The following is a 14,150-nucleotide window of genomic DNA, read 5'->3' as shown; positions in this document are numbered from 1 at the left end:
TATCATGTCGTTAACCGTTTCTCTGCTCGACAAATTGATAGATAGTGATCCTCTCACTCGAGATGAGAAAGACTTCCCTGCAAGCCAGCAACAGATGTTGAGCAGCTTACTTAGAGATCTAGAGTCGATGCTGAATAGTCGTATTGGATGGAAAAACATTCCTGATGATCTTCTAGAGGTTCGTTATTCAATATTGAATTATGGGCTGCCAGATTTTTCCTCAATGCCCTATAGTAGCCAAGAAGGGCAGAATCAGCTTTGCGACATCGTTCATGATGCAATTAAAGAGTTTGAGCCGAGGTTAAGGAACCCTCATGTCCAGATTTCGGACGAGAAAAACGCTATTGATAGGGTATTGAGGTTACAGATAAATGCCACTTGCTTAATTGATAACAGTATTCATGAAGTGCGATTCAATTCTGAAGTAGAGCCGGTAAATTTAGGTATGAAACTGAGTAGAGCAAAATGAGTGAAGAGTTTCTCAAGTACTATAATCGCGAGTTAGCTTATTTGCGTCACAAAGGGCAAGAGTTTGGTGAGCAGTATCCCAAGATTGCCGCGAGACTTCGTATTAGTGAGGAACAGGTTGACGATCCACACGTAGAAAGATTGTTAGAAGGCTGCGCATTCCTAACAGCAAGGATTAGACAAAGCTTAGACAATAGTTACCCTCAGTTTACAGAGTCTTTGATGGGACAGTTATATCCGGATTTTCACGCCCCAATCCCGTCAATGTCAGTCATTAAAATGAGCTGTTCTAACTCCACTTCCTCTTATTTTGATGTAGAAGAAGGCGAGCGAGTTGTTATCGGTGCTCCTGGATATCATGAGTGCGAGTTTAGAACTTGTTATCCGGTCAGAATGTATCCTGTTGATGTGACCTCTGGCGTTTTTAAAAATGCGCCTTTCAAGCCAGTTGGCTCACGATGGGAAAGCAATGCTCATTCAGTTTTGAAAGTACAGCTCACGGCTCAAGATGAAGAGACTCCTCTTGGTGAAATGGGGGTAGAACGGCTGCGCTTCTATTTAAACGGTCAATCTCAATTGACTTTTAAGCTCTACCAAATGCTGTTTCAAAACCTAATTGGTTTATCTGTTGTTGTGGATGGCAAAGAAGTTCGTCCTTTAACCAAAAGACATCTTTCTGAAGTGGGATTTTCAGAAGATGAGAAAGTTGTGCCATACAGTAAAAGAAGCTTTTCAGGAGCAAGATTACTTGTTGAGTATTTGCACTTTCCTGAGAAGTTTATGTTCTTTGATATCACCGAACTTGGATTATCAGAGCTAGATCTTAGAGAGCAAGTCGAACTGTATTTTTACTTTGATACCAACGATGACTGGCTTCCAAAGCAAGTGGACGAAGAAAGCTTAATGGTAGGCTGTGTGCCTGTGATCAACTTATTTAAAAGTATTATGGAGCCTAAGCGTATTCTACCAACTGAATACGATTACCACTTGTCTCCACAATACCAAGAAGCTGAAAGTAATGAGGTTGTCTCAATTTCTGACGTAACGTTGAGAAACTGGAACAAAACGTACCACAATTTGCCATGTTATCACGCTGGTGAGCACACGCATTATACGAACACTAGTGAGATTTATTGGTTGATGAGACGTGAGGATAAGAACTGGGCTGGTGGGTATGATGAGCCAGGTAGAGAAACTTACATTTCTTTTGTTGATAAAAAACATCAATTGTTCAGCCCGGATAGCCGGGAAAACTGGTTAATGTACGTGGAAGCTGAGTGCTGTAACCGCAACTTAGCGCAGAAACTTCCATTTGGAGGTGGGCTGCCGCAAGTATCTTTACCGGAGGTAAATGACAATTTCGAATCTGTTCGTTGTTTAGTTTCTTTATCAGAAACTATTCGGCCAGAAATGGATGAAAGCACACGATGGCAGTTAACTAAGCTTTTAACTTTAAACCATTTTACCGAGGAAGATGGTTTAGCAACTTTGAAGCAGACCCTTAATCTCTATGCATTTTCTGGGACAGCAGAAACGAAAGCGGTAATCGATGCTTTAACTAAGTTAGAGTTTGAGCCTACTACAGGAAGAATTAGTCAGAAAGGCAAAGTTGGATTTGCGCACGGTATAAAAATTATTTTGACGGTTTCTGATCAAATTTTACCTAAAGAGCAGATCTTTCTCTTAGGTAGTGTTTTATCTGTTTACTTCTCGCAATATGCTGAAATTAACATTTTTACGCAGTTAGAAATAAGACTTAAGTCCACGGGAAAGTCTTTCCACCTATGGCCCGCATTAACTGGCGATAAGGTGTTGCTATGAGCGCGGAACAATTTTATCGAGAATTAAAGCAACATCCATTGTTTGAAGCGATTCATCTTATTGAACACGAAGTTCTGCAAGCAGAGGCGCAAATAGGAACAGATGCGTTACCGAAGCATGAAAAGCTAAACTTAAAGGTTAATCCATCATTAGGTTTTGAAAATGCTCAGTTTTGTGAACTGAAAAATATAGATGACAGCAAGTTAGAGATTGAGACCAATTTAATAGGCCTAACGGGTGAGCAAGGTGTGCTTCCCCAGCACTATAGTGAATTAGCTTTACATCGCCAAAAAGAAGGCGATACGGCTATGGTGGACTTCTACGATATTTTCAATCATCGCTTATTATCTCTTTATTATCGATGTTGGCAACTGAGTCAGCTGACTGTTCAGTCTCGTGCGCATGCGCAGGGCGCGCGTTCGCCGTTAGAAAGCTGTAAATCGGCATTAACTGGGAAAGGGAGTTCACTGTCCCGGCACTATGGTGGTGTGTTTGCTTCACCAGTGAGAAGTAAAGGTGGACTAAAAAGTATTCTTGAATGTTTATCTGGATGCCAAGTAAAAGTTCATGAATTTCAAGGACAATGGTTACACCTTACGAAAGAAGAGCAAACACGCCTTGCATCCCGAACTATGCCTGAAGGGCAGTTTGCTCAACTTGGTTTAGGAGCGTCTTTGGGTTCGAAAGCATGGAACATCAACGCGGGGACAACAATAGAATTTCTGCCAAAAGATAAACAGCTAGTTAGTAAATTGCTTCCTAACCAACCCAATATAGCAATCATTAAGAACGCTGCTTATGAGTTGATTGGAAAACATAAACAACTGAAGTGGCAGCTCACCACCAAACATAGTTTGCTACCACAAGCTTGTTTATCGAAACAGCAGGGGCAGTTAGGTATTGGTTCTGTGCTTAAAAAACACGAACGTACAAAAGATCGAACTATAACAATTACTATTTAAAGGAAATGTAATGGCTTCACTCTCACTTTCAGCGTTGGTCGAAAGATTGTCTCCTCAGGCTAAGGAAACACTTGAACAGGCAGCTGCGATGGCAAGCTCCCGAACTCATCACAGTATTGAAATGTCTCACTGGTTAATGATGATTATCCGCCATCCTGACGATATTTACTCTGAAGTTTTTGACGAATTTGATGTCGATAAAATCAAGGTTGAAACCGATATTCAAAAGGCATTAGAAAAATACAAAACAGGATGCCAGTCGGTGCCTGGGCTATCAGCTCATACGGTGACTGTTATGCAAAATGCCTTGTTGTCTGCAACCATTGAATTCAATCAAGAACAGTTGGGGTGCATCCATCTTTTATTTGCCTACTTGTCTGATGATACGTTAGTCAACATGGCTGGTTCGATTAGTCCTGAACTAAACAAGATAGAACCATCTCGCTTATTGAACTTTAAAGAAAGTAATGCGCCTCAATCAAGATCGAATGACTTAGCGCAGTCAAACGCGAATTCCGCCTTGAATCAATTTACAACAGACCTTACTGAGCAAGCTAGGGAAGGTAAAATAGATCCGGTGATTGGTAGAGATAATGAAATTCGCCTAATGATCGATATTTTATTAAGACGTCGACAAAACAACCCGATTCTTACGGGAGAAGCTGGTGTTGGAAAAACAGCCGTTGTTGAAGGTTTGGCGCAAAAGATCATTGATGGCGATGTACCTCCCGCTCTGCAAAATGTGGCAATTAAGTCTCTGGATTTGGCGTTACTGCAAGCCGGCGCAGGCATGAAAGGTGAGTTTGAAAACAGGCTTAAGAACCTTGTTAAGGAAGTAAACGACGCTCCACAGCCTATTATATTGTTCATTGATGAAGCTCATGGCCTAATTGGCGGTGGTGGGCAAGCGGGCCAAGGTGATGCGGCGAATATTCTGAAGCCAGCATTAGCGAGAGGTGAACTCAGAACGATCGCAGCAACAACGTGGGCAGAGTATAAAAAGTATTTTGAAAAAGATGCAGCTTTAACTAGGCGTTTTCAAGTCGTAAAGGTTGATGAGCCTGCCCCTGAACTCGCGATCGAAATGTTACGAGGCTTACTTGATGTAATGGCACAACACCACGATGTTCATATCACTAACCAAGCTCTCAATGCAGCGGTCCAACTATCAGCTCGATACATTAATGGTCGTCAACTGCCAGATAAAGCGGTTTCTGTTTTGGATACGGCCTGCTCTCGAGTTGCGTTAAGTCAGTCATCTACACCGGGAGGCCTAGATGCGAAAAGAAATAAACTTAAAGCAAAGCAAGCTGAGTATGAGCATCTTAGCCAAGAGAATCGGCTAGGAGCATCTCTTGATGTGCAGCTGCAAAGTGTCCGAAAAGAGATTGATGCGCTATCTAATGACATTATTGAATTAGAAGTACTTTGGGAAAAAGAAAAAGAATGGGTAAGTGAAGCTAAGTCACTTAGAACCCAAATAATCCAGGAGGGTTCTGAGACTGCGAGAGACAAGTTACAAGAGCTTGAAAATAACCTCTCCGCTAACTCACAGCCCTTAGTTTTTTCGCATGTAAATGAAGCGCTAATCGCAGAAGTTATTTCGGATTGGACCGGTATACCGCTGGGTAAACTTCAGGATGATGAAATCCAAGCAGTATTGGGTTTGAAAGAAAGTTTGTGCAAGCGAGTTGTCGGGCAGGATCACGCTTTAGAGCTCATGTCTGAAGTGATAAAAACCGCGAGTGCGCAGCTCACGGATGAGACACGACCAAATGGTGTATTTCTCCTAACCGGACCAAGCGGAGTGGGTAAAACCGAATCGGCTTTGGCGATTGCAGAGAAAGTCTATGGTAGTGAAGAAAATGTCACGACTATCAATATGTCGGAATTTAAGGAAGAGCATAAAGTCTCATTGCTATTAGGTTCTCCTCCTGGTTATGTCGGTTATGGAGAAGGAGGTGTACTGACTGAAGCTGTTAGACGTAAACCTTATAGTGTAATTCTCCTCGATGAAATGGAAAAAGCGCACCCTGGTGTTCAAGATATTTTTTATCAGGTGTTTGATAAAGGCTCAATTAAAGACGGTGAAGGTCGAGATATAGACTTTAAAAACACTATTATTATTATGACCGCGAACACAGGGACCGAAACGACGATGTCTTTGTATTCTGATCCTGATTTATCTCCTGAGCCGTCAGCACTAAAAGATGCTTTACGCGATGATTTGTTGGTCGACTTTAAACCTGCATTTTTAGGGCGTGTGAACGTATTACCTTATTTGCCTCTATCAAGAAAAGTATTGATAGAAATAACAAAATTAAAGTTGGATAAAATTACGACTCGTATTCGTAAGCACTATAACGCTGACCTGTTTTTTGATGAGGAACTAATTAATGATATTGTAGACAATAGCAATGAGTCTGGCAGTGGTGCGCGTGTGGTACAAACAACCATAGAAAATACATTGCTTCCGAAGATTTCTCATGAAATATTGCATGCAATTCTTAATGATAAGACGTTTGATGAAATTATTGTTAAAGGTACAACTAGTGGACTTGATGTCTCAATAGTTTAACATCCTTTACACTCTCAATAATAATTGAGAGTTGGTTCATATTAACTATTATTTTTTATAAAAAACGCTTAAATTAAATCTTATTTAAAGATATAACAGGGCGTATTTAAAATGAAGTTTTTGATACATTAATCACTAATTATCACCAAACGTCAGATAATTAAATTACTACGATATATGTCAATTAATAATGCTATAGGAGATTAGCATGCAGTCTAATACGTATCTTAAATACGCAGATATTAAGGGTGAGGCAACAGCCGAGCAATACAAAGATTTGATTACACTACTATCTGTAGATTGGAGTGTAGGTCGTGAGATCTCATCATACACTGGTACAGCGATGGACCGTGAAGCGAGCGCTACTCGTCTATATGATTTGACTATCACTAAACTTCAAGACCGTTCTTCTCCTGACTTATTTAAAGAAGCGACGATTGGTAAAGGTAAACCAGCGGTTTTCCATATTACTAAGCAGGGTGAGAAGGTTGAAGAGATCATGAAGATCGAACTGACTGATGCGATGATTTCTAACTACTCAGTTTCTATCCAAGACGATCGTCCAGTTGAAACTATCACAATTTCTTACACAGAAATGATGATGACAGTGACTCCTACTGACGATAAGAACAACACTTCTGCTCCATTGGTATACGGCTACAGCGGTGTTAAAGGTCAACAAATGTAATTTTCATGCGGGGGAGTATTCCTCCGCATTTTTTTGAAAGAAGTATTTAATGAAAAGAGCAACTCAAGATAACAATTTCATCCGAATTTCTTCCCCATTCGGTAAAGATGCCATCATACTAAACTCGTTTGAGTATAAAGAAGAGATCTCAGAACTTTTTTCATTGCGTGCTAAAGCTTACTTTAATGATCAACGAAGTGAGTTAAACGAAATTATTGGTAAGGAAGTTACCATTACCCTTGAAAATAATGAGGATGTTTCTTCAAATCCTCGTTATATGCATGGTTACGTTTCTGCTGCAAGATTAGAAGGGAAAAGGGTTTCTAATACACATAAAGGCGAAAATTATAAAAACATAGAATTATTAATAGAGCCTAAATTACGTTTCGCTGAATATCGAAAAAATTGCAGAATATTTCAGCATAAAGATATAAAGGAAATTATCTCTGAAGTACTATCGGAGCATAGTGTTGCCTTTAGTTTTGAGCTAACCAAGTCCTATCCTAAATACACGTACAAAGTACAATATGAAGAATCAGATCTTGAATTTGTTCGACGTCTGTTATCGGAAGAGGGGCTATCATTTTGTTTTACACATACTAAGTCTGCCCATACGCTCAATATTTTTGATGACATCAGTTTTTATAAGCCGGGTACTGAGTTTTTAGTCGATTTTGATACAGGTACGGCGAAATCTAGCCACATTTCTTCTTGGCATGAAACGCAAATTCTGACTACTAAAGCGAGTCAAAAGTCAGGCTATAACATGCTCAAGCCTTCTTCGAATCCTAAAAATACTGCAAAGGGTGAAAGTGATTTTTTTACAGTACCTGGAAGCGAGTATTTTGAATACATGGGTGAAATGGAGAGCAATGATCAATACGCACTGAGAAACACGCATGCAATAGAAGCACTACAGCAAAATGCATATTTGTGTCGTGGCGAGGCTACGTGCAGAACATTCAGTGTGGGCAAGTGCTTCAAGTTTAAAAAGCATGAAGATAAATCTCGAGTCGGCAAAGAATATGTACTGTCTTCTGTTTTTTTGTCTGCTGCTGTTTATAACCAGACTGGTCAAGGTGGGACCGGTGCGCAAGGTGTCAAAGTCTCGTTTAGTTGTGTTGACTCAAAGACAATCCTGCGTCCTTCAGTTAACTACCCGAAACCTCAGATGAAAGGTTTGCAAACCGCAGTAGTTACGGGGAACAAAGATGGTGAAATTTACATAGACAAACATGGCCGTATCAAAGTTCAGTTTCACTGGGACCGTGTTGGTAAATACGATGTAAATAGTTCATGTTGGATTCGTGTTGCGCAAAATATCGCAGGTAACGGATGGGGGTCGGTGTTTCACCCTAGAGTCGGACAAGAGGTCATCGTCGAGTTTGTCAACGGAGACCCTGATCAACCAATCGTTACGGGGTCACTATATAACGGTAGTCAACTCCCTCCTTACGCTTTACCAGAGCAAAGTTCTCAGAGTGGTTATAAATCACGCTCTGTACAAAAAGGTACATCCAATTTTAATGAGTTGCGCTTCGATGATAAGCCTGGTGAAGAGCACATTTATCTTCATGCTGAAAAACTGTTCCAAATGCTAGTTGAAGACTGTGTTGATATCGCCGTTGAAAACAGTAAAACCGAAAAAGTGACCAATGATGTTAATCAAGAGGTTGGTCAGAACGCGAGCTTGAAAGTAGGTAAAAACTTTTCGAATGAAACGGGTGAAGTACTGTCTTTTAATGCAGGAAAGAGCGTCGAGATCAAAGTAGGTGGTGCTTCTATTCAGATGTCTAGCTCTGGAGAAATCAATATCAAAGGTAATAAAATATCCATTAACGGCTCAGCTATTGCTCTTAAAGCTGGGCAAATTTCATTGAACTAAGGTGATTTAAAGTGGGTAAACCAGCCGCAATTTTGGGCAGCTTTCATCTTTGCCCTAAAAAAACAGGAAAGATACCGCATGTCGGTGGTCCCGTCGTTGTTGGTTCACCAAACGTAACGATTGGCGGGATACCTGCGGCAAGACAAGGCGACAAGCTTATTTGTATCGGTCCTCCGGATAGTATCTCAGCAGGTTCTTCTAGCGTAACAATCAACGGTAAACCAGCCGCGAGAGTCGGCGATTCAACGTCTCATGGTGGCAAAATTCTATCTGGTATGCCTACGGTTTTAATCGGAGGCTAGATGCCACTCGCATTTCAAACGCATCTTCTATCCTTTAATGGCCGTTCACACACCGTTCGCGAGATAGCTGATGATTCTTTTAGATTGTCCGAGGAAATCCGACCCCCTGACTTTGCTCAATCAATAGATGAGCATATATTAAGCCTCGTGCGCTCTGAGCGCGAGAGTCTTGAGCAAGCTGATATCAAGGGGAATCTCTGTGTTCTTTTACCATCTTCGGTGGACAAAAGTTTGCTTAAAGCATTGATAAGCGAGCTTTCTATTTTCGTTGACCAAACTGTCAATACTGAAATTTACTTTTATCCTTATGGCCAAGCTGCATTTTTGATGGCACTAAATCGGATAAATCGTGAAGTTAATGAAACGCAAGCGACTTGGATACTGGCTATAGAGGTTACGAGTGATGTAGAAGGGCATGTCAAACCTCAAAGCTCTATCATTTTAACCAAGTGTTTTTTTCGACATTCAGGTCTTGTGCCTGATGTTGTTCGAATTGATTTAGATGCCAAACAACAACGCATCGCCGTGGACAAGGTGTTTAAGCAATTAGGAGTAAGTTGTGAACATCCACTCAGTCAATTGTATTTATCCGTTAATAAGGAAGAACCGCAATGGTTAAACTCAATGCAATTCTTGTCTCCGTGGGTGACCGATCAAACTCAGTATCAATTTGTTGATATCAAACTTGGCGGATTGGGTGCATGTGGCGGCGTTTTAAAAGCGTTAGTGATTGATGAGCTTCAAAGAAGCAGCCCCTGCCCAGACTTTCACGTGTTGCAAGCGGACATCGAGTCAGATGGCTATGCAGTAGGAGTAATATACAATTGGCGTAGTGAATAGGTCTGGCTATTGCTTTTCCTTCTAGTAGTAGTTGAGGTTTTAGTGATGCAAATGTTATGGGGGATTGACTCGAAACTGGCCCTTTAATGATGTTTGGACAATGACTAGGCGCAGCTTGCTTTTCAAAATAGCTTTGCTCACCGCGTTTTTACAGTGTTCTTCTCGCTTTCTGATTAAATAGCCAGCCATAGAACACAAACCACATGAAAAGCTGTTCGACTCAAGATATCCTTACCGAAATAAAATAACTTGAGTTTTGGCTTGTTCGAGATCCCACCCGTGACGCATTCCTTTTTATAAACGGTACATGGACTCTGACAGAAGCAAGCCTACTCATAGAATTGGCGGAAAGTGAATTCGAATGAAGTTTATCCACACCTCAGATTGGCATCTTGGTCGACAATTCCACAACGTATCACTACTCGAAGATCAACAAGCAGTACTCGAACAACTGATTAACTATATTGAACGCAACCCCGTCGATGCAGTTGTAGTGGCGGGAGATATCTATGACCGTTCGGTGCCACCAACGGTTGCAATAGAACTGTTAAATCGAGTCGTGAAACGCATTTGTACCGAGTTAGAAACACCAATGATATTGATATCTGGCAACCATGATGGTGCAGAAAGGTTAGGTTTCGGCTCAGAGCAAATGAAAAATGCAGGTCTCCATATTGTTAGCAACTTTGAAGAGATGCTCACTCCCATCATCATAAAAACGGACTCTGCGGACGAGGTCGCGTTTTATGGTATGCCTTATAACGACCCTGAACAGGTCAGGTTTGCCTACAAAGCCTCGGTATCCACTCATGATGAGGCTCATCAATTGCTTGTTGAGCAAATTAAAGAGCGCTTTATCTCTAAGCAAAAGCGCGTGCTCGTGAGTCACTGTTTTGTTGATGGGGCTATCGAGTCAGACTCTGAACGACCATTATCTATTGGTGGTTCTGATCGCGTGAGTCATGAACACTTCTTAGATTTTGACTACGTCGCACTTGGTCATTTGCATCAGCCTCAAAAGAAAGGCGCAGAGCATATCCGTTACTCTGGCTCTCTCATGAAGTATAGCTTTGGTGAACAGAACCAGAGAAAAGGTTTCACGTTAGTTGAACTGGACAAGAAAGGATTCGTTTCTGCAAAGCATATTGATCTTACGGCTCCTCATGAAATGCGTATTGTAGAGGGCGAGCTGGATAAAGTTATTGAGCAAGGGAAAACAGACCCCAAGAATGAAGATTATTTGTTAGTTCGTTTGATGGATAAACATGCGATTTTAAACCCAATGGAAAAACTTCGTTCAGTGTATCCAAACGTTTTACACCTTGAGAAACCTGGCATGTTAATTGGGGTAGAGCAGGAAATGGCGCAAGCAAAGTTGGCGCGAAGCGAAATTGATATGTTCCGAGATTTTTTTATTGAGGCGCAAGATAGCCAGTTGTCTAAAGAGCAAGAGCAAGCTGTTACTGACATTATTAAGCAATTATCACAGCAATAGGGACCAAAGATGAAACCAATTAAACTAACCATGCAAGCCTTTGGTCCGTTTGCAAAAACTGAAATCATTCATTTTGAGAAGCTTGGCAGTAACCCTCTATTTTTGATTAATGGTCCTACAGGTTCCGGTAAAACGTCGATCTTAGATGCCATTTGCTTCGCCCTTTATGGTGAAACCACAGGTAATGAGCGACAAGGTATTCAGATGCGGTGTGACTTATCCGCGCAAGATTTACCAACCGAAGTAGTTCTCGAATTTTCGTTACACGGCAAACAATACCGAGTTGTTCGATCCCCTGAGCAGGAAGCGCCCAAGGCCCGTGGTGAAGGGATGACGATTAAAAAGCACACTGCGGCTCTTTATGAACTCGGTGAGACTGAAACGCTTATCACCAGCAAGACGACTCAGGTTAAAACTGAAGTTAGCAATATTATTGGCTTGAATGAAACTCAATTTCGCCAAGTTATGGTGTTGCCTCAAGGAAAATTCCGAGAACTGTTGCTTGCTAGCTCTAAAGAGCGTGAAGAAATTTTTGGCCAGCTCTTTCAAACTGACATATATAAAAAAATTGAGTACGCGCTCAAAGATAAAGCGAGTGCAATTAGTAAAGCGAAAGGCGAATTTGATAATCAAATTCGAGGTGCTTTACAAGTTGCAGAAGCGAGTTCTGAACAAGAACTATTACAACAACTGGAACAAGTAACTAAGCAATTAGAGTCTGATAAAAAGAATGAGCAAGCAGCGTTAGATAAGCTCAATACTGCTAAATCTGAATTGCAAAAAGCGGAAACCTTGAATGGAGAGTTTTCGAAACGAGAGCAAGCAGAAAGCGCACTCAAGCTGCATCTAGAACACTCAGATTCGATAAAAGCTCGTCAACAGCAATTAGAAAACGCTAAAAATGCCAATAAGATAGAGTTGCCCTACATCTCATTACAAAATGCAAAAGCTCAAACGCAAGAGCTTAGGCAAAAAATCGTAGCTTTGGAAGAGAGTCTCGAAAAAGCTAATGTCGTTGCGAGAGAACAAGAAAACTTGCAGCAAAGTGCAAAAAAGGCAGCGGCAAAGGTCCCGCAGTTAACGCAACTGCAGTATCAACTTGAAAGTATGAAAAACAAGTTGGTCGAGAAAGACAATTTGGAAAGTAAAATAACGGCGGGTTATCAACAAAAACAACAATTTGAAGCAACGTTAAAACAGTACATAGAACTAAAAGATAAGTTAACGTTACAGGCCCAGCAGGGACAGAAGGAGCTAGAGAAAGCACGAGTTGATGTTGCGCTTATTGGCAGCATCGATGCGGAAATAAAACAAAAACAACGGCTGTTACAGGATCTACAAAAGCTGCATGATCTTACTTTAGAGCTCTCTAAACTCAATGCGCTAACTGTAGGCAAGCAGCAGTCACTACACGAAGCCAGTCAGCGCTATATGCAGCGTCAACAAGCCGCTGATACGATAGAGCTTAAGTGGCACAACGCTCAAGCGGCAGTATTAGCGCAGCGACTAAAAGCAGGTGAAGCATGCCCGGTGTGTGGTAGCGAAACGCATCCTAACCCCGCAACGTTTGTTGAAGAAGCCGTTACAAAAGAGCAAGTTCAGGCGGCTAGAGCGAAAGAGCGAGAAGCTCAAACCTTGTTGAACCAACTAAGCAATCAGCTAGAACAACATAACGTTGTCATTAGTCAGTATCAGAATCAGTGTAACCAGTTGAAAGAGGAGTTGGGTGAGTATGCTACATCTGAGATCTCGACGGTTCAAAATGATTTGCAAGCGATCAATGCTCAACTCCTACGTCTACAAGCTATTGATATTGAAAAACTAGAAAGGAACGTTGAACAGCTTAATCAACGCTGCGTCGTGGGTGAAAATAAAATTCATGAGCTGCAGAATCAAATGGCGGCAAATGAATCAACCGTTAAAGCGAACCAAGAACAATTGGCTCAATTACAAGCTTTTATTGACCCAAAATACAGTTCCGCTGACTTGCTTGAACGTGAAATTTTGCTGACAAAAGAGCAAATTCTGAGTTTGAACACAGGCTTAGAAAAGGCGCAAAACGCTTTGCAGCAAGCGATATTGGAGAAATCAAATGCGGAAAGTCACTTAGCGACGAACAAGCAGTGGTTATCTGAGTCAGAGCAAAAACTTAGCCAAGCAGAATTAGCGTGGAATGAGGCACTACAGGCGAGTAAATTTGAAGATGAAAGCCATTATCTAAGTAGTCGAGTGGGAGATGATGAACTTCAAGCCTGGCAGCAAGAAATAGACAGCTTCAAACAGGCACAAACCAAGCTTGAGCAAACACTACATGATTTAAATCATGCATTGAAAGATCTTGAAAGGCCTAATTTAGAGTCGTTTAACGACAGGTTAACCACTCTGCAGGCGCAATATATTGAAGTAAGGAATCAACTTGATACCACACGCTCAATATTTGAACGTCTTGAAAAGGTTCGTAAAGATATTGCCGTGTTGCATGAGAAAAATAGTAAGTTAGAAGAAGAATACAAAGTCTTTGGTACGTTGTACGACGTTGCTAGTGGTAAAACAGGCAGCAGGGTTAGCCTACATCGCTTTGTTCTTGGTGTACTGTTGGATGATGTGCTGATTCAGGCCTCTCAACGTTTAAGCCTTATGAGTAAAGGGCGCTATATTCTTGCTCGAAAAACAGAGGGCTTCAAAGGTGCTGCGGGTCGCGGCTTAGATTTAATGGTTGAAGATGGCTACACAGGAAAAACGCGTGATGTTGCGACACTTTCCGGCGGTGAATCATTTATGGCAGCGCTTGCTCTGGCACTTGGTTTGTCGGATGTTGTGCAATCCTATAGTGGCGGTATTCGTTTAGACACTTTATTTATTGATGAGGGCTTCGGTAGTTTAGACCCAGAGTCTTTAGATCTTGCTATTCAAACGCTAGTGGACCTGCAACAGACTGGGCGCATGATCGGTGTTATTTCTCACGTTTCTGAGTTGAAAGAACAAATGGCGCAGAGGATTGATGTAGAACCATCAAGACTTGGTTCAACGGTGTCGATTAAATCTCAATGTCGCTTCGCTGTCTAATTCAGTGACTACTGTTAGATCAAAAAGCCCCTAATGTTGGGGCTT

General features: G+C 41.4%; 10 protein-coding genes. All 10 read left to right on the top strand.

All coding sequences use genetic code 11. The features are described 5' to 3' along the window. Positions 1–4: 4 nt before the first annotated feature. The 10 genes from tssE (at position 5) to R7E38_RS06895 (ending at position 14,105) form a co-directional block, all read left to right on the top strand. Positions 5–469: a type VI secretion system baseplate subunit TssE gene (gene tssE / locus R7E38_RS06940; RefSeq protein WP_017635621.1), complete on the top strand. Its 465-nt coding sequence runs from the start codon at positions 5–7 to the stop codon at positions 467–469. Further along, entirely contained in the window at positions 466–2,289 is a 1,824-nt protein-coding gene (gene tssF / locus R7E38_RS06935; protein ID WP_005387518.1) for a type VI secretion system baseplate subunit TssF, read from the top strand. The genes tssE and tssF overlap by 4 nt, the downstream gene beginning before the upstream one ends. Next, complete coding sequence (gene tssG / locus R7E38_RS06930; protein ID WP_213867748.1) at positions 2,286–3,251, top strand: type VI secretion system baseplate subunit TssG; 966 nt, start codon at positions 2,286–2,288, stop codon at positions 3,249–3,251. The genes tssF and tssG overlap by 4 nt, the downstream gene beginning before the upstream one ends. A 10-nt stretch (positions 3,252–3,261) precedes the next feature. Next, entirely contained in the window at positions 3,262–5,829 is a 2,568-nt protein-coding gene (tssH, locus tag R7E38_RS06925) for a type VI secretion system ATPase TssH (RefSeq protein WP_054576745.1), read from the top strand. 208 nt (positions 5,830–6,037) lie between these two features. Next, positions 6,038–6,517 carry an Hcp family type VI secretion system effector gene (locus R7E38_RS06920; protein ID WP_005375967.1) on the top strand — a complete coding sequence of 160 codons (480 nt, stop codon included), beginning with the start codon at positions 6,038–6,040 and terminating at the stop codon, positions 6,515–6,517. Between the two features lie 49 nt (positions 6,518–6,566). Next, positions 6,567–8,402, top strand: a complete 1,836-nt coding sequence (gene tssI / locus R7E38_RS06915; protein ID WP_115386668.1) for a type VI secretion system tip protein TssI/VgrG — start codon at positions 6,567–6,569, stop codon at positions 8,400–8,402. Positions 8,403–8,413: 11 nt separating this feature from the next. Further along, complete coding sequence (locus R7E38_RS06910) at positions 8,414–8,704, top strand: PAAR domain-containing protein (protein ID WP_005375969.1); 291 nt, start codon at positions 8,414–8,416, stop codon at positions 8,702–8,704. Further along, a complete protein-coding gene (locus R7E38_RS06905; protein WP_025767716.1) occupies positions 8,705–9,544 on the top strand; it encodes a hypothetical protein in 840 nt (279 codons plus the stop codon). It begins immediately after the preceding gene. A gap of 361 nt (positions 9,545–9,905) precedes the next feature. Then, on the top strand, positions 9,906–11,039 hold the full coding sequence (locus tag R7E38_RS06900; protein ID WP_005375971.1) for an exonuclease SbcCD subunit D: 1,134 nt from the start codon (positions 9,906–9,908) through the stop codon (positions 11,037–11,039). A 9-nt stretch (positions 11,040–11,048) separates the two neighbouring features. Continuing rightward, a complete protein-coding gene (locus R7E38_RS06895) occupies positions 11,049–14,105 on the top strand; it encodes an AAA family ATPase (protein WP_238853007.1) in 3,057 nt (1,018 codons plus the stop codon). Positions 14,106–14,150: the final 45 nt, after the last annotated feature.

Origin of the sequence: Vibrio sp. Vb2131 (genome assembly GCF_033338535.1) — a bacterium.
Classification (GTDB): Bacteria; Pseudomonadota; Gammaproteobacteria; order Enterobacterales; family Vibrionaceae; genus Vibrio; species Vibrio alginolyticus.
The sequence above is the reverse complement of the archived record's forward strand: the minus strand, read 5'-3'. Positions and strand labels throughout refer to the sequence as shown.